The organism is Nocardia transvalensis NBRC 15921 (genome assembly GCF_000308875.1).
Taxonomy (GTDB): Bacteria; Actinomycetota; Actinomycetes; order Mycobacteriales; family Mycobacteriaceae; genus Nocardia; species Nocardia transvalensis.
The window spans coordinates 19719-41264 of record NZ_BAGL01000065.1; the positions used below are offsets into that span (position 1 = coordinate 19719).

Genomic DNA, 21546 nt, shown 5'->3' on the forward strand with positions numbered 1-21546 from the left:
TCAGATGCAGACCTGGACCGCGTCGGTCTTCTTGTCGGCGGCGTGTGGCAGGGTGCCGCGCTTGTTGTCCGCGACGGAGGCCAGCAGTTGCCAGTGATCGCCCATCCAGTCGTACAGACCCACGGTCTTGCGGGTGCGGTTCCAGTAGGAGGTCAATTGGTCGCCCGCCCCGCCGTTGCCGATGTCGTGGAGCACGCAGTTCGCGTTGACCTGGACGATCATATTGCCGGCGCCGTCGCGGCCGTCCCACCCGCAGAATGTGCCGCCGGGGCAGTCGTAGCTCGACAAGGCCGACGCAGGCGCCGCCGAAAACGCTGCGCCACCAGCGGCGATGCCGATGCTCAGCACAGCGCCGGCGACCCTGCCGAGAATCCGAAGGCGCGGTCGCGGAGAGAATCCCGTATTCGTCATCGTTGAAGTTCCCTTTCACCAGGAGGTGGGGATGGCGATCGCGCACCAGCGGCCCGACCCCTCGTGACGGGCCGATGCGCGATGGGCAGTGACCACGATTTGGTCAGCTGCTCTGTCTATTATGGACAGAGAAACTGACTAAATGTCAAGAGGCGCGCGCCACCCGTCGATGGTCCGAACTACGAAATACGCGAGCCCCGTTGTGGTCTCGTTCCGTTCACCGAGGAGCCGGAGCGGGCGGAGGAGGGCATTCCGAGGGAGCCGGGGCGCCTTGCAGGCGGGCGTCCAGCCACGAGATGGCATCGGGGAAGCCGGAGAAGAGGCCGATGACGTGTTCGCCGGGGACCGTGCGACGGACGGCGGGGACGCCCAGGGCGCACTGGCGGGCGTACAGGGCATCCGAGCCCTCGCGAGGAATCCAGATGTCGGTTGCCGCGTGATAGATGTACAGCGGGACAACGGATTTGCGGCCGGACAGGTCGGTGTGGCGGAATACCGCGTCCGCGTCGGGAGTGTCGAGCGGGGCGGCGGCGTTGGTCGCGACCTCGATCGGGATGCCGGTCACGCCGAGGGGGCCGTTGGTGTCGCCACAGGTGTCCTTCACCGGCGAGGTCGCGACCCATTGCGCGAGGTGATTCATGTAGCGCAGGAGTTCGGGGTGTTCGCGCGACATCGCCAGGCTGACCGCCAGCAGGATGCCCGAAGCGATATTGCCGTTGAACTGGTGCGCCACCGCGCGATAGTCGGTGACCAGGCCGCCCATCGTCGCGCCGACGACGGAGCCCGCCAGCTCCGGCGCGTACTCGTCGAGCAGCATCGCCGTCGCGTACGAGGCGATCGCGCCGCCCGAGTACCCGCCTATCGCGAACCGGCTGTCCCCGAACTCCGCCGGCGAGATGCCCCGGGTGGCCCGGATCGCGTCGAGCACGACATGCCCGGCCACCGTCGGCTCGGCATAGGCCATCCACGGCCCCTCGTGGTCGGGAATCAGGACCGCATACCCGCGACTCAGCCCGAACCACGTCGTGGGCGGAAACAGATCGCCCGAGTTGAACTTGTCGTTGATACCGTGCGCCATCGCGTAACTGGGCGTGCATCGCAGCCCGAGGGAATTGATCGGCAACGCGTTCACCAGCACCGGACGCCCGCCGGGACCGGTCCACGCGGCCGCCGGAATCACCAGCGTCGCGGTGCCGAACGAGGGCACGCCGGTGGCCGAGGTCGACCGGAACTTCAGTAGGACAGCGCGCTGGATCGGAACCGCCGCCAGCGGCGCGGCCGTCGCCGTCACATCGCGCCACTCGACCACATCGCCCGGACTCAGATCACCGAGATTGCCCGGCCAGGCGTCGAAGATCGGATCGCCCGCCGGCGGCGGCAGCACCGCCCGCCACAGCGCCGACTGCTCCGGGGGCAGATCGGCGGTGGGAGGCGACGACGCGGCGGGCAGCGCGGGCGCCGGCACGGTGCGATCGAGCCACTGCTGCCAGGGCGCGGGCTGCGACAGCGGAGTGGGCGGCCCGTCGTCGGCGGTCGCCGCGGGCGACTGCATCAGCGCCAGACAACCGGCGAGCACCATCATCACCATTGCGCGTAGCACTCTCACGACAACCGCCCGCAACTCGATCGACCTTGGGACAGACTCACCTACGACACCGACGCCCCTGGCACGCGGTGTCGAGCATCGGTGCGGACGCGCGGACCGGGGCGGTGCGCACCGGCCGACGTCCGGATCAGACTGCCCCAGAAGGTATTTCGCATCGCCGGCGGCATCGTGCGGCCACCCCGGCGATGCGGTGGCCCGGGCGGTGGCGTCACCGTCCGGCCGAATTCATGGTAGGCACGCTCACTCCCGCAGATCACCCCTAGGACGCCGATCCGAGGCAACCTCACGACGGGCTAGGGGGTCGGTCGGGACTCATGACAAACCGGTCGGCCGCTATCCCGCCCAGGACCGAGCCGCCCGGCCGCCCGACTTGGCCGAATTTCCGTATCCCACGTCACACCCTGCTGCTACCTTCCAGACACACGGATGGTTGCGTGCGGCGTCGCACGCTGGGCGCGTGGAGGTGCTGGATGGTCTCGATCCTGTCCGAGTTGCAGCGGCGAACGGCTCATACGGTGGAGGCCATCCGAGGTCTGAACGTGCTGCGAGAGCGCGGTTTCACCAACCCGCGCGACCCGGTGGAGACGCTGCGGACCATCAAGGAGTCGCGGGTTCTGGGGCCGCAGGCGTCGATGGTGCGCCACGCCGCCCGGGTCTGGCCCGGCAATGTGGCGGCGGTCGACGAGCGGGGATCGCTGACCTACCGGGAGCTGGACGAGCAGTCGACCGCGCTCGCCCGCGGGCTGCGCGGCCTGGGCGTCGGGCCCGGCACCGTGATCGGGATCCTGGCCCGAGACCACCGCGGCCTGTTGCTGGCGATGGTGGCCGCCGGGAAGCTCGGCGCCCGCCTGGCGCTGATGAACACCGGCTTCGCCAAGCCGCAGTTCGCCGAGGTGTGCGAGCGCGAGAACGTGAAGGCGGTGCTGCACGACAGCGAATTCGTCGGCCTGCTCGACGCGCTCCCGCCGGAACTGCCCCGCGTCCTCACCTGGGTCGACGAGGGGCACGAACTACCCGACGGCGCGACGTCGATCGATGAACTCGTCGCCGCCAACGACAGCACGCCCCTGCCGCTGCCGCAGAAGTGCGGCGGTTTCATCATCCTCACCAGCGGCACCACCGGACTGCCGAAAGGCGCACCGCGCGACAAGGTTTCACCGCTGTCGACGGTGCAGGTGATCGACCGCATCCCGTTCCCGCGCCAGGGCACGATGATGATCGTCTCCCCCATCTTCCACAGCACCGGCCAGGCCACCTGGCTGGTCGCCGCGGGCCTGGGCAACAAGGTCGTGCTCATCCGCCGCTTCGACGCCGAGACGACACTGCGCAAGATCGCCGAGCACAAGGTGGAGTTGCTGGTGGCGGTGCCGACCATGCTGCATCGCATGGTCGAACTCGATCCCGCCGTCCGCGCGAAGTACGACCTGTCGTCGCTGAAGGCCATCGTGCTGGCGGGCTCGGCGCTGTCCCCCGAGCTGACCGTGCGCGCCACCGAGGCGTTCGGCCACGTCCTGCACAACCTCTACGGGTCCACCGAATGCGCGGTGGCCACCGTCGCGCAACCGCAGGATCTGGCGCTGGCGCCGGGCACCGCGGGCCGCGCGCCGGTCACCTGCGAGGTCGTGCTGTTCGACGACGAGGGCCACCGCATCCGCGGCACCCATGTCACCGGCCGCATCTTCATCCGCTCGGGCGCGCCGTTCAAGGGCTACACCGACGGCCGGCACAAGCAGATCATCGGCGACTACATGTCCTCGGGCGACGTCGGCCACTTCGACGAGCACGGGCTGCTGTTCGTCGACGGCCGCGACGACGACATGATCGTCTCCGGCGGCGAGAACGTCTTCCCGCAGGAGGTCGAGAATCTGCTGCTGGAACGGCCCGATGTCTTCGACGCCGCGGTGATCGGCGTCGACGATGTCGAGTTCGGCAAGCGGCTGCGCGCGTTCATCGTGCCGGAGTCCGGCGTCACACCCGACGCCGAGGAGATCAAGGCCTACGTGAAGGGCACCCTCGCCCGCTACAAGGTGCCGCGCGACATCGTCTTCCTCGACGAACTCCCCCGCAACACGACTGGAAAACTGGTGCGTCGCGCGCTGGCCGATTATCAAATAACACAATAGATCGACGCTCAGTTATAGGCGTACTGTCGGTTACAGAGACACGAACCACAACCCATCTGTGCTGCTTGCTAGGGTTAGCGCGCACTGGATCTCGATGTTGCGGTCCGCCAGCACGTCGGCGGTATCCGCGGAAGGTTGTACCTATGTCAGCTGTCCTTCCGTCAGTCAGCACTGCCCTCCGCAAGGCCGGAGATATGGCCCTGAGCGTCAATGCCATGCGCAAGCGCGGCCTGTTCAACCCGCTGCGTCCCGATCACGCCCTCAGCTCCGCGCTCAATGTCGGCAAGTACGGCCCGTTCGCGGGCGTCATCATGCACGTGGCCAAGACCACCCCGCACGCGCCCGCCATCGTCGACGAACGCGGTGAGCTGACCTTCGCCGAGGTCGACGCCCAGTCCAACCAGGTCGCCCGCGGCCTCGCCGCCCGCGGCCTGACGCAGGGCGACGTGGTGGCGGTGCTGGCCCGCGACCACCGCGGCATGGTGCTCAGCCTGGCCGCCACGGGCAAGCTCGGCGTGCGCGCGGTGCTGATGAACACCGGATTCGCGAAGCCGCAGTTCGCCGACGTCGCCGCCCGCGAGAACGTCAAGGCCGTGCTGCACGACAGCGAATTCGTCGAGCTGATGAGCGCGATCCCGGAGGAGATTCCGCGCATCCTCACCTGGGTGGACGAGAAGGACGGCGTCGACGCCTCGATTCCGACGCTGGACTCGCTGCGGCTGGACCGGTCGCCCGACGCGGTGCCCGCGCCCGAGAAGCCCGGCGGCATGATCATCCTGACCTCGGGCACCACCGGTACACCGAAGGGCGCGCCGCGCGAGAAGGTCAGCCCGTTCATCTCCGCGCAGTTCCTGGACCGGATTCCGTTGCCGCGCAACGGAACCATGGTGGTGGCCGCGCCGATCTTCCACGCGACCGGCCTGTCACAGTTCACTCTGGGGCTGGCGCTCGGCAACCGGATGGTGTTCCAGCAGCGCCGGTTCGATCCCGAGAACACCCTCGCCAACATCACGAAGTACCAGGCCAGCTCGCTGGTCGTGGTGCCGACCATGTTGCAGCGCATGCTCGACCTGCCCGCCGAGACGCTCGCGAAGTACGACATGTCGTCGCTGCGGATGCTGTTCGCCGCCGGATCGGCGATCCCGCCGGACGTGGTCACCCGCACCCTCGACTACTTCGGCGACGTCCTCTACAACGTGTACGGGTCCACCGAATGCGCGGTGATCACCGTGGCCGCGCCGGAGGATCTGCGCATCGCGCCGACCACCGCGGGCCGCCCGCCCGTGGGCATCCGGCTGGCGCTGTACGACGAGGACCGCAAGCGCATCACCGCGCCGAACGTGACCGGCACGATCTTCATCGAGAACGCGCACTCGTTCAAGGCCTACACCGACGGGCGCACCAAGGAGACCGTCGACGGCATGATGTCCTCGGGCGACGTCGGCCATTTCGACGAGCACGGCCTGCTGTTCATCGACGGCCGCGACGACGACATGATCGTCTCCGGCGGCGAGAACGTCTTCCCGCAGGAGGTCGAGCACCTGATCGCCAACCGGCCCGACGTGCTGGAGGCGGCCGTGGTGGGCGTCGACGACCGGGAGTTCGGAAAGCGGTTGCGCGCCATCGTCGTTCCGGGTCCGGAGTCCTCGCGCAGCGCCGAGGAGATCAAGGACTTCGTCAAGGCGAACCTGGCCCGGTACAAGGTGCCGCGCGAGGTGATCTTCCTCGACGAGTTGCCGCGCAACGCGACGGGCAAGCTGCTGCGCAAGCCGCTGATGGAGATGGATCCGGCCGCGGAGTAGTTCCGCGCGGGAGTGCCCTGCTCGGGCTGGTAATCAGCGGTAATTCGTCCGGTATTATCAGCCGGTGCTCATCGACTCCGGCCGAGCCCCGGCCCGCGACGCCGCGGTGGCGCGCACGCGCCGCACCGCGGTCGCGCGGGTGCGCGGGGCATCGGCCGGAGCCGTCTCCGGCGCGCTGTCGATCGCGGCCCACGGCTGGGCCTCGGGCGGGATGTCGCTCGACACCACCACCGCCGCGCTGCTGGTTGTCGCCTGTACGGCGGTGGGCGCGCTGGTCGCCGGGGTCGGTCCGCTGCGCCACACGCTGGCCGGGCTGGCCGGCGCGCTGGTCGGCGGGCAACTGCTCGGCCATGCCGTGCTGTCGTTCGGGATGGCGGGGATGCACCACGGCGAGTCGGTCTGGTCGCCCGCCATGCTCCTCGCCCACATCGTGGCCGCGGTCTGCGCCGCGCTGGTGATCCGCGCGGCCGAGGCCGCGTACCGGGTGGTGACGGGCATACTGGCCCGGGCGCTGCCCGCGCTGCTGCGCTCACCGGCCGTCGCGGGGCCTCCGCTGCTGCGGACCACCCACCGCAGCCGCGTCATTCTCCGTGTCTTCGCCGCGGACACCTTCCGCACCCGCGGCCCACCCCAGCCTGTTCGAGTCTGAATTTCCACAACACCCGTCTGCGCGAACACTTTTCGCGCGGGAACACTGCCTTGCGCAACAAAACCACCCACCCCACCCCCTTTTTTTCCGGCACGCTTTTGGCCGGAATCCACTCCTGCCGATAGTGATCCCGGCCAAAAGCGTGCCGGGATAACGAAGTAGGGCGCGCCAAGTCGAACGAAGGCCGGATGGTGGCTGGTGTGGGGGCATCGATGATCTGCCGGTGGTCGGTGCCTGCGTGGGTGGGCGACGGGTGTCCCTCGAACAGGAGTGTTTTCTTGAGTGTCACCGATAGTCCGGTTGCCGGTGTGGAGTCGCCGCAACCGCCGCCGGAGCCGTCCGGTAATTCCCCTTCCGTGCGACGCGGGGGGTTCGCCGCGCTCGCCATGCGGTTGCATTTCTACGCGGGTGTATTCGTCGCGCCGTTCATTCTGATCGCGGCGGTCACCGGGGCGTTGTACGCGGTCTCCCCCACCCTGGAGTCGATCGTGAATCGCGATCTGCTGCATGTGGATTCGGCCGGGCCGGACCGGCCGCTGGCCGAGCAGATCGCGGCGGGCGTCGCGCGGCAGCCGGGGCTGGCGTTGAACGCGGTCATGCCGGCGCAGAACCACGGGGATACCACGCGCGTGATCTTCACCGATCCCTCGCTCGGCGAATCCGAGCGGCGCGCGGTGTTCATCGATCCCGCGACGGCCGAACCGGTCGGCACGAGCGTGGTCTACGGCAGTTCGAGCGCGCTGCCGCTGCGCACCTGGATCGATGTGCTGCACCGGAATCTGCATCTGGGCGAGACCGGGCGGCTCTACAGCGAGATGGCCGCGTCGTGGATGTGGATCGTCGCCCTCGCCGGGCTGGCGGTGTGGATCCGGCGGGTGCGGTCGCGCCGGGACCGGCGGTCGGCGGGCTGGCTGCTGCGGCCCGACCGTTCCCGCTCCGGCCGGCAGCGGACGATGAATTGGCATGCGTCCGTGGGTGTCTGGATTCTCGTGCCGCTGCTGTTCCTGTCCGCCACCGGGATGACGTGGTCGACGTACGCCGGTGACCATGTCGAGAAGCTGCGCGAGCAGTTGAGCTGGACGAAACCGTCCGTCGGCGCCACGCTGCCGGGCGCCGCCCCGACCGCTCCGATGGGCGGTGAGCACGCCGAACACAGCGGCCACCAGATGGGCGCACCGGTCCCAGCGGACAAGGCCGCGCAGGTCGACAAGGTGTACGCGGTCGCGCGCGGGCACGGGCTCGACGGGCCGCTGGAGATCGGCATCCCGGCCGAGGAGGGCACCGCGTTCGTCGCACAGGAGCGCCGGCTGTCGGGCGTCTACACCCAGGATTCGATCTCGGTGGACGGGCGCACCGGCGATGTGATCGACGTACTGCGGTACGACGATTGGCCGCTCATGGCGAAGCTCGCCAACTGGGGCATCCAGTTGCACATGGGCCTGCTGTTCGGTCTCGCCAACCAATTGCTGCTGCTGGCAACGATGCTCGCGCTGATCACCGTGATCGTGCGCGGCTACCTGATGTGGTGGCAGCGCCGTCCCACGCGGCCGGGCGGCCGGGCGTTCGGCAAGGCCCCGAGCCGGGGCGTCCTGCGCCGCGCTCCGCTGTATCTCGTGGTGGCGATGCCGGTCGCCGCCGCGGTGATCGGCTGGTTCGCGCCGCTGATCGGCATCAGCCTGCTCGCCTTCCTCGCTGTCGACGTGACGGTGGGCCTGATCCAGCGCCGGCGCGCGACCGCCTGATCGCACGAAGGTCTCGACGAAATCAACGGTCCGGGTGTGGTCGGCTTAGGTATGAGGGGGCCGACCGCACCCTGCCCGGAACGACCGGCCACCCAGCGCTGGTGAATGCCGAGGATATAGAAATCCGGGCGAATGCTGTACATCTGGTCTCGGTACACAACGAACGTGGACGAAGGAGTACGGCCATGTCGGAGACCGAGAACAAGGCCGCCACGGAGCCGCCCGCAACCGAACCCGCCGCCATTCGCATCCGCCTGCTGGACAAGAAGGAAACCACGGGCGACTCCGCCTCCGGCGCCACCTAGAGGCCACCCGAGTGAACCCGCCGGTCCTCGTCTCGGACCTGCTGCGGCCGCGGATCAAACCGCAGCACGCCGTCTACCGCACGATCGACGGCAACGTCCGGCTCGGTGCCACCGTCGCCGGAATCGGCGTGGAGATCGAGGATGCGGGCGGGTGGGTGTGGACGTTACTCGGCGCTTTGGACGGCACCCGATCCTTGGCCGAGGCCACCGCGACGGTGATCTCGGCCCACCCGACGGTGACCGAATCCGAGATCGTCGGTGCGACAAGGCAATTGCTCGAGGCGGGATTCCTCGAGGACGCGGATGTCGCGATACCGGAACAACTGCCCGCGCGGCATCGTGAACGCTATTCCCGCGGCGCCGCCTTGCTGAACTGGATCGACCGCAGCCCGCGCCGCAGCCCGTGGGATATTCAGGTCGGGCTGAGCCGGTCTCGCGTCCTGCTGATCGGCGTCGGCGGTGTCGGCGGGACGGTCGCGCAGGGACTCGTCGCCTCCGGGGTCGGGCAGCTGCACTGTGTCGACGACGACACCGTCGAGCTGTCGAACCTCAATCGCCAGATCCTCTATCGCGAGGACGATCTCGGCAGGCCCAAGGTCGACGCCGCCCTCGGCCATCTGCGGGCGCTCAACTCCGATGTCGGCATCACCGGCGAGCAACTGCGCGTCGGCGATACCGGCGACATCATCGAATTGCTGCGGCCCGGATACGACCTGCTCGTCTGCGGCGCCGACCAGCCCCGGGCAATTCGCCGATGGGCGAACCGGGCCTGCGCGCGTGCCGCCGTGCCCTGGGTGACCGGCGGCTATCACGGTCCGCTCGTCTCGGCGTGTGTGCATGTTCCCGGCCGCGGCGCGTGCTGGGAATGCCTGCACGATCAGGAGGTGGAGCAGGCCGATACCCGGCTGCCCGCCGGTGTGCCGCAGGACGGTCTCCAGCCTCGGCTCCCGTGGAATCCCGCCAACGCCGTCACCGCCGGGATCACCGGCAACCTGGTGACCTACCTCGCGCTGGCCGTCCTCACGGACGCGCCGCCGGTCGAGCCCGGCTTCCGGCTCGGCATGAATCTCGCGGTGCCCGGCGAGTCGATCATCGAACGCTATCCGCCGCGACCGGACTGCCCGATCTGCGGTGACGCCGCGGGTCCCGGCGATGCCACGGCTTGAGCCCGCGAGCCGGATTCGCCTGCACGACTTGGCGAAGCGGCCGGACAACGGCGAATGGCTGGTCGGCCGGTTCGACACCCGGCGGTTCGTCGCGCTGCCCGACGCGGGTGTCACCGCACTCGATCTCCTCGGGCAGGGACTCACCGTCGAGCAGACCACGCAGCGAATGAACCGCGCCTTCGACATCCGATCCTTCGCCGAGGATCTGGTGGCGCTGGGCTTCGTGGCCGAGGTCGACGGCCGTCCCGTGCCGGGCGAGCGGCCGCTGCCCGCGACATTCGCGCGCGTGCGCCCCGAACATCTCCGGTTCGCGCTGAGTCCCGCACTGCCGGTGCTGTTCTGCGGCCTGATGCTGGCGGCGATCGCGGTTCTGGTCGCGCGGCCGGAACTGCTGCCGGGCGCCCGGGATCTGCTGTGGAGTCCGCACGGCAGCCTGGTCCTGGTGCTGTCCGCCGTCGCGGGGTGGTCGCTCGTATTCGCCCACGAGCTGGGGCATTTCGTCATCGCGCGGGCCACGGGCGTGCACGCGCGGATCCGGCTCGGCACCCGGCTGCAGTTCCTCGTGGCCGAAACCGATATCAGCGGAATCGAACTCGCCCCGCGCCGCCATCGGCTGACCGCCTACCTCGCCGGTATGGCGGTGAACCTCTCGACCGCCGCGGTCACGGTGCTGCTGCTGGCGGTCACCGATGCGGCGAGCACGGCGCATCGGATGCTGGCGGCCGGGCTGCTGATCGCGCTGCTGCCGTTGCCGTTCCAGTTCATGGTGTTCATGCGCACCGACCTCTACTTCGTGCTCCAGGACCTGATGGCGTGCCGCGATCTGTTCGGCGACGGACGGGCCTATGCGCGGTACACCTGGCACCGGCTACGGCGGGCCGTGACCGCGCGGGGCCGGACGTCCGACGACCCCAGCCGCGACCTGCCGGCGCACGAACGCCGGGCCGTCCGCGTCTACAGCGTGGTTCTCGTGGCCGGCACGGCAGTGTGCCTGACCGCGCTCGCGACCCTCACCCTCCCGGCGGATCTGGCGCTGATCGCCCGGGCGGTGGGCGAACTCGGCCCGGGGCATCCGATGACAGCGCGACTCGACGGTGCCGTGGTCGTCGCCGTCCTCGGCGGCGTCCACATGCTGTGGGCCGTCACCTGGTGGCGGCGACGGCGCGCGGGATCGTGACCGCTCCGGGCGGCCCGCGGACGCGTTCACGACCACCACGGCGGCGGTGCCGATCGCCAGGCCGGCCGCGGTGACCGGCGTGAACGATTCGCCGAACATCAGCGCGCCCCAGACGGCGGTCGTGGGGGCCATCAGGAACATCAGCGAATTGACCCGCGTGACACCGAGATTCGCCAGCAGGTACCAGTAGAGGCCGTAGCCGCCGAGGGTGGCGAAGACGATCAGCCACGCCGTCGCCAACCAGAAGCCGGGGGACGCGGGCGGGGTCGCGGTTCCGGTCAGCAGCGCGGCGACGGTGAATATCGTGGCGCTGGCGCCGCAGTGCACCGCGAGGCTTGTGATCATCGGCGGCGGCGTGGTGATGCGGCGTTGCACGACGGTGGCAGCGATCAGGGCGAGCATGCCGAGCAGCGGGATCGGATAGGCCCACCACCGCACATCCGCCGCCGCGACGGCGTCGGAGGCCGTCACCAGCACGACCCCGGCCAGGCCGAGGACCAGTCCCGCCCATTGCCGGGCCGTGACGACCACCCCCAGCAGCGGCCCGACCAGCGCGGCGGCCACCAGCGGCTGCACGCCGTCGATGAGCGCGGTGGTCCCGGTGTTCACCCCGAGGTCGACGGCCCAGTAGACCGTCGTCAGGTATCCCGTCTGCGACAGCAGGCCGACGACGACGGTCCGGCCGAGCGAACGCGGACCGCCCGCCCGCACGGCCACCGGGATCAGCAGCAGGGCCAGCGGGAGGAACCGCCACAGGAGCACCGTGGTGACCGGCGCCTGCGCCCCGCCGAGCTTGGCGCCGATGAATCCGGAACTCCAGCACGCCACGAACAGCACCGAGAGCACGATCATCAGCGCTCGACGCCGAGTAACTTTACCGATCTGTATAGTCATCAGCCCGACTATACAGATCTGTATAGTCGACGTCATGGACACGACAGCGCCGATCGAGTGGACGCCCCGGGCGCGGCGGATTCTCGACACCGCGTCGCGGCTGTTCTACGACAACGGCATCACGGCCGTCGGCGTGGACCGGATCGCGGCGGAATCGGGCGTCACCAAGCGCACGCTCTACGACCGATTCGGATCGAAGGAGCGCCTGGTGGTCGAGTACCTCACCGCCCGCGACGACGCGTGGCGAGAGTCGTTGCGGCAGCGGCTGTCCGGCCTCCCCGACGACCCTCGGACCAGGCTGCGCGCGGTATTCGACGCCTCCGGCGAATGGATGCGCACCCACAGCGCGAAGGGATGCAGCATGGTCCGGGCGCACGCCGATCTGCCGCCGGACCATCCCGGCCACGCGGTGACCGTGGCCCAGAAGCAGTGGATGCGCGACCTGTTCCGATCACTCGCCGACCAGGCCGGAACGGCCGATCCCGGCTCGGTCGCCGACACCGTGACGCTGCTCCACGAGGGCGCGCTGGTCTGCTACGGCATGGGGATCACCCCGGACCCGATCGAGCACGCCCGGGATGCGGCGCTCGCCCTGTTCGAGTGAGGCAGGGCAGGAAGACGTTGAGGCAGGGCAGAGAAGGACGCTGAGACAGGCGGGAGAAGACCCTGAGACGGAAACGACCGAGCCCCGCCCGGCTGTGCCGGGCGGGGCTCCCCTCATCAGGCCGCGTCCGAAGTTCCCTCCATCGGGGCGCGTCCAGGTTTTCCTAGTCGGTGCCGCCGGGAGACTGGTCGCTCTTGTGCACCAGTTCCTTGACCGGGCGCAGGAAGGCCCAGGCGAGGAAGAGGACGGAGACGACGATCATGCCGATCCCCGCCCACAGGTTGGTGTTCCAGCCGCCGGAGCGGGCGAGATCACTGTCGGAATTGCTCACCAGGCCGGTGATCACCAGGATGACGCCGTAGACGCCGATCAGCGACCCGACGATCGTTCGGATGTCGAAAAGCATTGCGTCACTTCCTTATCGGACAATGATGTTCAGGATGATCACGAGCACCAGCGCGATACCGGCCAGCAGCACGGGGCGCTGGTACCAGGGCAGCGAATCCGCGTCCGGATCGTTGAGCTGTTCCTTGGGCGTCTCCGAGTACACCAGCCCGACCAGTTCGGCCGCGGGCTTCGGCGTGGTCACCTGCGTGACGATGATGCTCAGCACGATGTCGACCACGAACGCCACGCCGGCGGCGAGGAAGCTCGATCCCTGACCGGACAGGTGGAAGACGTCGGTCTGGTGCAGGATGAAGACCACCACCGCCGACAGCGTGCCGAACACCAGGCCGACCCAACCGGCCGTGGGCGTCATCTTCTTCCAGAACATGCCGAGGATGAACGTCGCGAACAGCGGCGCGTTGAAGAAGCTGAACAGCGTCTGCAGATAGTCCATCATGTTCGAGAAGTTGCCCGCGATGAACGCGGTGCCGATCGCGATCACGGTGGCGCCGACCGTGGCCAGCCGCCCGACGGTCAGGTAGTACCCGTCCGGCTTGTCCTTCTTCACGTACTGCTGCCACAGGTCGTAGCTGAAGACCGTGTTGAACGCCGAGATGTTCGCGGCCATACCGGCCATGAACGCGGCGAGCAGGCCCGCGAGCCCCACGCCGAGTAGGCCGTTCGGCAGCACCGCCTTCATCAGATACAGCAGCGCCTGGTTGTAGGTGGCGTCGCCGCTGCCGGTGGCCTTGAGATCGGCGATCTGCGGGACCAGGATCGCGGCGATCATGCCGGGGATCACGACGATGAACGGGATGAACATCTTCGGGAACGCGCCGATGATCGGCGTGCGCCGGGCCGCGGAGATCGAATGCGTGGCCAGCGCGCGCTGCACCTCGACGAAGTTGGTCGTCCAGTAGCCGAACGACAGCACGAAGCCCAGGCCGAACACGATGCCGACGACGGACAGGAAGTTGTTGCCGAATCCGCTGAGCTCGTTACCGGGCCAGGAGTGCCACTGCTCCACGCCGTCCGGCTGCCCGAGCACCTTGTCCTTCAGCCCGCTCACGCCGCCGATGCGGTGCAGGCCGACCAGGGTCAGCGGCAGCAGCGCGGCCACGATGACGAAGAACTGCAGCACCTCGTTGTAGATCGCCGCCGACAGGCCGCCGAGGGTGATGTACGAGAGCACGATGACGGCGGCCACGATGATCGAGACCCACAGCGGCCAGCCGAGCAGCACGTTCAGGATCGAGCCCAGCAGGTACAGGTTCACACCCGCGATGAGCACCTGGGCCAGCGCGAAGCTGATGGCGTTCACGAGGTGTGCCCCGGTGCCGAAGCGCCGGCGCATGAACTCGGGCACGCTGCGCACCTTGGAGCCGTAGTAGAACGGCATCATCACCACGCCGAGGAACAGCATGGCCGGCACCGCGCCGATCCAGAAGTAGTGCATGGTCGGCATGCCGTACTGGGCGCCGTTGGCCGACATGCCCATGATCTCGACCGCGCCGAGGTTGGCGGAGATGAACGCCAGGCCGGTCACCCAGGCCGGCAGCGAACGGCCGGAGAGGAAGAAGTCGATACTCGACGACACGCGTTGCCGTGCGAGTAGACCGATGCCGAGGACGAAGACGAAATACAGTGCGACCAGTATGTAATCGACGGGTGCGGCGTCCAGGCGGAGCTGGGTGCCCTCGGCTAACACCGAGTGCGCGGGACTCCCTGCCAACACCGAATCGATTACTCCTGGCGACTCAGCAGCGGGCGGCATAAAGCTCTCCTGTCGATGGGATCACCGGACGACCTAATCGGCCGAATCCGGATCCTATCCGGTTGTTAGCGCTCACAGGGGCAGAACCAGTGACGAAGGCGAGCTGTGTCGTATTGCTATGACTGTCGGCAACGCACTACACCCCCGGAACGACGCGGCGATGGTCGCCGACCGTCACGCCGGGGGTGGAGAGTGCCGTTGTGCGGGGGCCTCAGCCCGCCAGATCGTCCAGCAGGCGGCGGGCCTGATCCAACTCGGCCTGCAACTGTTCCACCTTGGCGCGCTGGGAGCTTCGGACCGACTCGAGGACCGAGTCGACCACCTCGGAGACCTCCGGGTGCAGGATCTTGGCGGCCTGGGCCACCGTCGCGCCGGGCACCGTGAGGCCGCGGGTGGTGCGCTTCTTGCCCTGCACCACGTCGATGGTCCACTCGCCCTCGGCGGTGCCGGACAACGTGACCGTCACCTCCGGGGCCTTGGACTTGCGGGCCGCGGACGCGGCGCTCTTCTGGGCCGCCGGGCGCGGCGTGCCCTGGCCCTGTTTGGCCGCGGGCTTGGGCGCCGACGGATCGGGAGCCGGTTTGGGCGCGGCCGGAGCAGAGGGATTCTGCCCTGCGACAGCGGACTGCACCGGGGCCGGGCTGGGTGGCGTCGGCGACGGGGTCGCGGTCGACGGCATGCTCACTGCGGTGTCCTTCCTGGTTGCCGTTGTCTTCTTGGCGGTCTGCGGTGCCTCTGCCGGTTTCGCGGCCGGGGTGCGGCGGGCCGGTTTGGCCAGCGTCACCTCGGTCGGCGAGAACGACAGCACATCCTTGGAGCCGGTGGGCCGCACCTGTAGGAAGTCGCCCTCGGCGGGATCTCCGAGTGCGACGACCTTGCCGGAGCGGCCCTCCGGCACGCCCACCGCGTCGGCGGTGAACCACACCATCGGCGGCCGATCGTCCGCGATGTCCGCGGCGATCTGCCGAATCTCGGTGTCGGACAAGGGTTGCGGCTTGGTTCGACGGGACGACATGGTGTTCTCCGGGCGGTTCGTTGACATCTGCGTGCCAAGAGCATGCCCCATAGCACCGACAAGTCCACATCGTGCGCCGGAACGACAACCCGTCACACAGACGAGCTAATCCTGAGCTACATTCGGATTCGCTCCGGCCCGCCGATCCCGACCACCCTGGAGAATCGTATGCGCTCGCTTCACCGCGCGGTGACACTTGCCGCGATTGCCGCCGCCGGATGCGCCGGAGACCCGGCCGCCACCGAGCACTCACCGCCCACCGGCGCCGCCTCCGCGCACGTGAAAGACTGCGCGTCGCAACTGCTGACCGAACCCGCGCAGATCACCGTCACATGCGCCGACGGCAATCTGGCGGTCGCGGACATCGCGTGGGAGAGCTGGGCCCCCGACTCCGCACACGGTTCGGGGACCGAGCATTTCAATACCTGCACACCCAATTGCGCATCGGGGCAGCAACAATCGACGCCCGTGATCGTGCGCCTGTCCGCACCGGAGGCCGGCGTGTTCAGCCGCATCGAACTCACCGCACAGGACGGCGGCGCACAGGTGTACCCGCTACCGCACTGAGCGGGCTACGGAATCCCAGGCGGCGGACCACCGGCAGGGCCCTTCCGGTGAAGTAATATGCGTAAACTTCTCTCATGGCGTCAAGGGAGTCGGGTGCTGCGCATCACACTCGCAACCGGTACCCTGCGCTTCTCATGAGTAGTTCGGTGGCCATCGGCGCCCCCCGATGAGTTCGCGCCACCTGCCCGCGCTGCGCGACGAGCGGCTGTCGGTGATCGAGTTCTGCGCGGATCTGAGCGTGGCCGATCTGGCGGCCCCGAGCGCGGCGCCGGGATGGTCGGTCGCCGATGTCGTGATCCACCTGACCCTCACCGCCCGCGCCGTGGCGACGCCGACCGCCCTCGCCGTGGCGACCACGAGCGATATCGAACGCCTGAACACGCGGCTGGTCGACGACCGCCGCTCGCATACGACCAAGCACGTGGTCGAGGACTTCACGACCTGGAGCCGCCGCGGCTGCGCGGCGCTGACTCTGCTCACGATGCCGGGGCTCAACGGGATTCGCGTCCCGCTCGGCGAATTGGGCCGGTATCCCCTGGAACTCGTACCGGCCATGCTGACCTTCGACTGGCACACCCATCTCCGGCACGACCTCGCCCCCGCCCTGGACCGGCCGGTTCCGGCGACCGATCCGCGGCGGATGGCCTCGGTCCTGCACTGGCTGACGGCGCTGCTGGAGCGTTCCCACACCGAGGCGCTGCGGTGGCTGGACGCCCCGGTCGCGATCACCCTCACCGGGCCGGGCGGCGGCACCTGGCGAATCGACCGGCGCGGCAAGCGCATTCGCGTCCGTCCCGCCGCGGCCGCCGGCGCGGCGGCCCATATCGCGGCGCTCGCACTGGAATTCCCGCAATGGGGCACGCGCCGCCTCGCCTGGCGAGACTGCGCGGTCGCCGTCACGGGCGACCGCGAACTCGGGACGCGAGTGTTGGACTGCATCAACCTGGTGTGAGCCAGCCATCGGTCCGTGATCCCGGCCAAAAGCGTGCCGGGAAATGAGACGGCGTGCCGGGAACGAGAGGGAACGCGCAAGTTATCGGTGGGGGTGGGCGGCCATCTCCTCGGCGAGGGCGTCGGCGAAGGCGTCGACGTGCTCGGGGCCGGTGTCGAAGGCGCACATCCAGCGGACCTCGCCGGTGTCCTCGTCCCACACGTGGAACGGGAAGCGTTGGCGCAGGCGGGTGGTGACGTCCGGCGGGAGTATCGCGAAGACGGCGTTCGACTGGACGGGGCGGGCGATCGTCACGCCGTCGACGGCGCGGGCGCGTTCGGCCAGGCGGGTGGCCATGGCGTTGGCGTGCGTGGCGTTGCGTAGCCATAGGTCGCCGCCGAGCAGCGCCTCGAACTGGATCGACAGGAAGCGCATCTTGGAGGCCAGCTGGGTGGTCAGCATGCGCAGGTAGGCGATGTCGTGGATGCGGTCGGGCGCGAGCACGACCACGGCCTCCCCGAGCATCAGGCCGTTCTTGGTGCCGCCGAACGAGATCATGTCGACGCCCGCGTCCGTGGTGAATTCGCGCAGTCCCGACCCGAGCGTGGCGGCGGCATTGCACAGCCGGGCGCCGTCCATGTGCACCAGCATGCCCAGCGCGTGGGCGTGGTCGCAGAGGGCGCGGATCTCATCGATCGAATAGCACGTGCCCATCTCGGTGGTCTGCGTGAGGGAGATCGCCAGCGGCTGCGCGCGGTGCTCGTTGCCCCGGCCCCACGCCTGGCTGTCGACGAGTTCCGGCGTGAGCTTGCCGTCGGCGGCGACCGCCGGATAGATCTTGATCCCGGCCACCTTCTCCGCGGCGCCGCATTCGTCGGAGTTGACGTGCGCCGACTCGGCCGTGATGACCGCGCCCCAGCGCGGCAGCAATGCTTGCAGCGCAACGACATTGGCGCCCGTACCCGTACAGACCGGATAGACCTCGGCCGCGTCGCCGAAGTGCCGGGCGAAGACCCCCTGCACCGCGGCGGTGTAGTCGTCGGCGCCGTAGGAGGGCTGATGCCCGCCGTTGGCCAGCGCCAGCGCGGCCAGCACCTCGGGATGGATTCCGGCCCAGTTGTCGCTCGCGAAGGCCCGGACGGTCGTGTCGTGTCGGCGAATGGCGTCGGTCATCGGGCCCACGTTAGCGCGGGGTCGTGATGCCCAGCTGCCGCGCGGCGATCTCCAGATCCTTGTCGCCGCGCCCGGACAGGCACACCAGCGCGACCGAATTCGCGGGCAGTGCGCCGCGGTCGGCCAGCTCGAGCAGATGGCCGAGGGCGTGGGCGGATTCGAGCGCGGGAATGATGCCCTCGGTGCGGCTGAGGGCGCGCATGCCGCGCAGCGCGCCCGCATCGGTCACGGCGTGATAGTCGACCCGGCCGCTGTCCTTGAGATGGCTGAGTTCGGGCCCGACGCCCGGATAGTCCAGGCCCGCCGCGATGCTGTGCGTCCGGGCGATCTGGCCGTCGGAGTCCTGGAGCAGGTAGCTGAAGGAGCCGTCCATCTCCCCCGGCGTCCCGGCGCTCAATGTCGCCGCGTGCCAGCCGGTGTCGACCCCGCGCCCGGCCGCCTCGACACCGATCAGCCGGACCTGCGGATCGTCGAGGAACGCATGGAACACGCCGAGGGCATTGCTGCCGCCCCCGACGCAGGCGAGTACGCGATCGGGTAACCGGCCCTCGGACTTCAGGATCTGGGACCGGGCCTCGACACCGATCGCCTTCTGGAAATCGCGCACGATCCGCGGATACGGGGCGGGGCCGGCCGTGGTCCCGAACAGGTAGTGCGTGCTGTCCACATTGGTGACCCAGTCCCGGACGGACTCGCTGACCGCGTCCTTGAGCCGCCGCCGCCCCGTGTGCACCGGCCGCACCTGCGCGCCGAGCAGTTGCATGCGCACGACATTCGACGACTGCCGCCGCATATCGTGCGCGCCCATGTAGACCACGCACGTCAGCCCGAGCATCGCGCACACCGTCGCGACCGCGACACCGTGCTGGCCCGCGCCCGTCTCCGCGACGATGCGGGTCTTACCCATCCGCCGGGCCAGCAGCGCCTGCCCCAGCGCATTGTTGATCTTGTGCGCGCCGGTGTGGGTCATATCCTCGCGTTTGAGATAGACCCGGATGCCCGGCACGCCCAGCGATTCCGCGAAGCGCGGCACCCGGTGCATCAGCGTCGGGCGCCCGACCCGATCGCTCAGCAATTCCGAGAGTTCGTCGGTGAATCGTGAATCCGCCTGCGCCACACGGTATGCCGTATCGAGTTCGGCCAGCGCCGCCATCAGTCCCTCGGGCACGTACTGCCCGCCGAACCGTCCGAACCGTCCCTGCTCATCCGGTAAATCGATGGGGCCGCACGCCTCGTGCGCCACACCGTGATCAACCACCATCAGTTCCAACACGCCTAACTGCCGTACGCCCCACCGAGCACTCTTGCGTACTCGCGCAAGCTGCGCCAGACCTAGGGGCAAAGGTTTAGTTAACGGTCTGTTAGGGAAGCCCCTGCCGCACCGACCAGCTGTGATAGTTATCGGAGGTGACAACGAGCGATTCCGCACGGCGCGAACAGTTGCGGGACTTCCTGCGCAGCCGCCGGGCCCGGCTCACGCCGGACGACGTCGGGTTGCCCTCCGGCGGCAAGCGCCGCACGCCGGGGCTGCGGCGCGAGGAGGTCGCCGTGCTGGCCGGTGTCGGGGTCTCCTGGTATACGTGGCTCGAGCAGGCGCGCGACATCACGGTCTCGGCCGAGGTGCTGGATGCGGTGGGCCGGGCGCTGCGGCTGAGCGAGGCCGAGCGCGCGCACCTGTACCTGCTGGCCGGGCTCAATCCCCCGCTCGCCGGGCGGGCTCCGGACGGTGACGTCACGCCCGAACTCCGGCGGCTGCTCGACGCCTGGTCGCCCCGTCCGGCGATCCTGCGGGACCGGTACTGGAATCTGCTGGGGGTCAACGAGGCCGCGCGGCGGGTGTTCGGATTCGGTGCGGCCGACCGCAACTGCCTGATCTCGTTCTTCACCAACGAGCGGTACCGCGATCTGCACATCCGCTGGGCGACGGCCGCGCCGGCGGTGGTGGCGGCGTTCCGGGCCGATGCGGCGCGGGCGCCGGGCGATCCCGGCTTCGCGCGGGTGATCGAGGAATTGCGTTCCGCGAGCGCCGATTTCGCCGGGTTGTGGGCGCGGCACGAGGTGGGCGTGCCCGGGCAGGCGGTGAAGGCCGTACGCCACCCGGACCTCGGTGACCTGGAGTTCGATATGACGACCCTGTCCGTCGTGGATCATCCGAACTGGTTCCTCGAGCTGTACAACCCCAGGCCGGAGACCACGGCGCGGTTCCAAGCTGGTGAGACCACGGCGCGGTTCCAAGCCTGGTGAGACCACGGCGCGGTTCCAAGCCTGGTAAGACCACGGCGCGGTTCCAAACTGGTGAGACCGCGGCGCGGCCTAGCCTGGTGGTGTCACGCCTAGGCTCATCGCGCTCTGGTTGCCGCGTGCGCCCGGCCGCACGCTGGTTGCCATGACACACAGCAGCAATCGGTTCACCGGCAAGATCGCACTCGTCACGGGCGGCTCCAGCGGTATGGGCCTGGCCGCCGCGCGGCGCCTGCTCGCCGAGGGGGCCGACGTGATCGTCACCGGACGCGATCGGTCCCGGCTCGACGCGGCGGTCCGCAGCCTCGACGGCGGCGACCGCGTTCTGGCCGTGGCCGGGGACGCCTCGACTGTCGCCGACCTCGACGCGCTGGCCGCGACCGTGCGCGAACGCTACGGGCGGCTGGACGTCCTGTTCGCCAATGCCGGAGTCGCGGCGTTCGGTCCGCTCGGCGAGGTCACCGAGGACGAGTTCGACCGCCTGGTGGAGATCAACTTCAAGGGCGTGTACTTCACTGTCCAGAAGGCCCTTCCGCTGCTGGCCGATCGCGCGGCCGTCGTGATCAACGCGTCGTGGACGCTGCATCGGGGGCTGCCCGGCGGCTCGCTGTACTCGGCGACCAAGGCCGCCGTGCACAATCTGACCCACACCCTCGCGGCCGAGTTGGCGCCCACCGGGATTCGGGTCAACTCCGTCAGCCCCGGCTACATCACCACGCCCATGTTCTACGACAATGTTCCCGACGAGGCGCGCGCCGAGGTGCTGGACCGGATCGCCGCGGGCAGGTTCGGCACCGCCGAGGAGGTCGCCGACGCGGTCGCCTTCCTCGCCTCCGGGGAGGCCGCCTACATCAACGGCCAGGATCTGGTCGTCGACGGCGGCCTGGTCGCGGCGATTCCGGCCGCGTGACGAATCCCCTTGCGGGCGACCGATGAATTCGCCGCGCCCGATCCGTCCTAGTCCCGGCGGCCCCTACCG

At 69.2% G+C, this 21546-nt stretch carries 18 protein-coding genes; 10 read left to right on the forward strand and 8 right to left on the reverse strand.

Features of this window, described 5'->3' with window-relative positions:
• Positions 1-348: a peptidase inhibitor family I36 protein gene (locus ON41_RS23960; protein WP_157185606.1), complete on the reverse strand. Its 348-nt coding sequence runs from the start codon at positions 346-348 to the stop codon at positions 1-3.
• Positions 349-628: 280 nt separating this feature from the next.
• Positions 629-2017, reverse strand: a complete 1389-nt coding sequence (locus tag ON41_RS23965; RefSeq protein WP_246829596.1) for a lipase family protein — start codon at positions 2015-2017, stop codon at positions 629-631.
• Between the two features lie 470 nt (positions 2018-2487).
• Between ON41_RS23965 and ON41_RS23970 the strand changes: the two genes are divergently transcribed.
• The 5 genes from ON41_RS23970 (at position 2488) to ON41_RS23990 (ending at position 9804) form a co-directional block, all read left to right on the forward strand.
• On the forward strand, positions 2488-4140 hold the full coding sequence (locus ON41_RS23970) for an acyl-CoA synthetase (RefSeq protein ID WP_040750005.1): 1653 nt from the start codon (positions 2488-2490) through the stop codon (positions 4138-4140).
• A gap of 143 nt (positions 4141-4283) precedes the next feature.
• On the forward strand, positions 4284-5942 hold the full coding sequence (locus ON41_RS23975; RefSeq protein ID WP_040750006.1) for an acyl-CoA synthetase: 1659 nt from the start codon (positions 4284-4286) through the stop codon (positions 5940-5942).
• Positions 5943-6006: 64 nt separating this feature from the next.
• On the forward strand, positions 6007-6591 hold the full coding sequence (locus ON41_RS23980; RefSeq protein ID WP_083905587.1) for a hypothetical protein: 585 nt from the start codon (positions 6007-6009) through the stop codon (positions 6589-6591).
• Positions 6592-6869: 278 nt separating this feature from the next.
• The gene (locus ON41_RS23985) at positions 6870-8333 is read left to right on the forward strand and encodes a PepSY-associated TM helix domain-containing protein (protein WP_040750007.1); all 1464 of its coding nucleotides are present in this window, start codon (positions 6870-6872) and stop codon (positions 8331-8333) included.
• A 316-nt stretch (positions 8334-8649) separates the two neighbouring features.
• Complete coding sequence (locus tag ON41_RS23990) at positions 8650-9804, forward strand: HesA/MoeB/ThiF family protein (RefSeq protein ID WP_218003551.1); 1155 nt, start codon at positions 8650-8652, stop codon at positions 9802-9804.
• An 868-nt stretch (positions 9805-10672) separates the two neighbouring features.
• Here the strand turns inward: ON41_RS23990 and ON41_RS40575 are convergent.
• Positions 10673-11875, reverse strand: a complete 1203-nt coding sequence (locus tag ON41_RS40575; RefSeq protein WP_083905589.1) for a DMT family transporter — start codon at positions 11873-11875, stop codon at positions 10673-10675.
• 34 nt (positions 11876-11909) lie between these two features.
• On the opposite strand from ON41_RS40575, the gene ON41_RS24005 reads away from it, so the two are divergent.
• The gene (locus ON41_RS24005) at positions 11910-12479 is read left to right on the forward strand and encodes a TetR/AcrR family transcriptional regulator (RefSeq protein WP_040750009.1); all 570 of its coding nucleotides are present in this window, start codon (positions 11910-11912) and stop codon (positions 12477-12479) included.
• A 163-nt stretch (positions 12480-12642) separates the two neighbouring features.
• Here ON41_RS24005 and ON41_RS24010 read toward each other — a convergent pair whose 3' ends face one another.
• From ON41_RS24010 to ON41_RS24020, 3 genes are all read right to left on the reverse strand, one after another.
• Positions 12643-12885, reverse strand: a complete 243-nt coding sequence (locus ON41_RS24010) for a membrane protein (RefSeq protein WP_040750010.1) — start codon at positions 12883-12885, stop codon at positions 12643-12645.
• A 12-nt stretch (positions 12886-12897) separates the two neighbouring features.
• Positions 12898-14640, reverse strand: coding sequence for a sodium:solute symporter family protein (locus ON41_RS24015; RefSeq protein ID WP_083905590.1), 1743 nt, complete (start codon positions 14638-14640; stop codon positions 12898-12900).
• Positions 14641-14851: 211 nt separating this feature from the next.
• On the reverse strand, positions 14852-15655 hold the full coding sequence (locus ON41_RS24020; RefSeq protein WP_040750012.1) for a DUF6319 family protein: 804 nt from the start codon (positions 15653-15655) through the stop codon (positions 14852-14854).
• 168 nt (positions 15656-15823) lie between these two features.
• Between ON41_RS24020 and ON41_RS39310 the strand changes: the two genes are divergently transcribed.
• A complete protein-coding gene (locus ON41_RS39310) occupies positions 15824-16222 on the forward strand; it encodes a hypothetical protein (protein WP_051162334.1) in 399 nt (132 codons plus the stop codon).
• Positions 16223-16388: 166 nt separating this feature from the next.
• Complete coding sequence (locus ON41_RS24030) at positions 16389-17174, forward strand: maleylpyruvate isomerase N-terminal domain-containing protein (protein WP_040750013.1); 786 nt, start codon at positions 16389-16391, stop codon at positions 17172-17174.
• Between the two features lie 81 nt (positions 17175-17255).
• Here the strand turns inward: ON41_RS24030 and ON41_RS24035 are convergent, their stop codons facing one another.
• A complete protein-coding gene (locus ON41_RS24035) occupies positions 17256-18326 on the reverse strand; it encodes a threonine aldolase family protein (protein WP_040750068.1) in 1071 nt (356 codons plus the stop codon).
• A gap of 10 nt (positions 18327-18336) precedes the next feature.
• The gene (gene trpB / locus ON41_RS24040; RefSeq protein WP_040750069.1) at positions 18337-19587 is read right to left on the reverse strand and encodes a tryptophan synthase subunit beta; all 1251 of its coding nucleotides are present in this window, start codon (positions 19585-19587) and stop codon (positions 18337-18339) included.
• 146 nt (positions 19588-19733) lie between these two features.
• Here trpB and ON41_RS24045 point away from each other — a divergent pair, with 146 nt between their 5' ends.
• Together ON41_RS24045 and ON41_RS24050 are read left to right on the forward strand one after the other, a co-directional pair.
• Positions 19734-20570 carry a helix-turn-helix transcriptional regulator gene (locus tag ON41_RS24045; protein WP_040750014.1) on the forward strand — a complete coding sequence of 279 codons (837 nt, stop codon included), beginning with the start codon at positions 19734-19736 and terminating at the stop codon, positions 20568-20570.
• A 142-nt stretch (positions 20571-20712) separates the two neighbouring features.
• Positions 20713-21477 carry a glucose 1-dehydrogenase gene (locus ON41_RS24050; RefSeq protein WP_040750015.1) on the forward strand — a complete coding sequence of 255 codons (765 nt, stop codon included), beginning with the start codon at positions 20713-20715 and terminating at the stop codon, positions 21475-21477.
• Positions 21478-21546: the final 69 nt, after the last annotated feature.

Coding starts and splice junctions, on each gene's coding strand:
- ON41_RS24020 (WP_040750012.1), bottom strand. CDS start 15,655: ATGTCGTCCCGTCGAACCAAGCCGCAACCCTTGTCCGACACCGAGATT.
- ON41_RS24030 (WP_040750013.1), top strand. CDS start 16,389: ATGAGTTCGCGCCACCTGCCCGCGCTGCGCGACGAGCGGCTGTCGGTG.
- ON41_RS24010 (WP_040750010.1), bottom strand. CDS start 12,885: ATGCTTTTCGACATCCGAACGATCGTCGGGTCGCTGATCGGCGTCTAC.
- ON41_RS23975 (WP_040750006.1), top strand. CDS start 4,284: ATGTCAGCTGTCCTTCCGTCAGTCAGCACTGCCCTCCGCAAGGCCGGA.
- ON41_RS24050 (WP_040750015.1), top strand. CDS start 20,713: ATGACACACAGCAGCAATCGGTTCACCGGCAAGATCGCACTCGTCACG.
- ON41_RS24015 (WP_083905590.1), bottom strand. CDS start 14,640: ATGCCGCCCGCTGCTGAGTCGCCAGGAGTAATCGATTCGGTGTTGGCA.
- ON41_RS24035 (WP_040750068.1), bottom strand. CDS start 18,326: ATGACCGACGCCATTCGCCGACACGACACGACCGTCCGGGCCTTCGCG.
- ON41_RS39310 (WP_051162334.1), top strand. CDS start 15,824: ATGCGCTCGCTTCACCGCGCGGTGACACTTGCCGCGATTGCCGCCGCC.
- ON41_RS24005 (WP_040750009.1), top strand. CDS start 11,910: ATGGACACGACAGCGCCGATCGAGTGGACGCCCCGGGCGCGGCGGATT.
- trpB (WP_040750069.1), bottom strand. CDS start 19,587: ATGGTGGTTGATCACGGTGTGGCGCACGAGGCGTGCGGCCCCATCGAT.
- ON41_RS23970 (WP_040750005.1), top strand. CDS start 2,488: ATGGTCTCGATCCTGTCCGAGTTGCAGCGGCGAACGGCTCATACGGTG.
- ON41_RS40575 (WP_083905589.1), bottom strand. CDS start 11,875: ATGACTATACAGATCGGTAAAGTTACTCGGCGTCGAGCGCTGATGATC.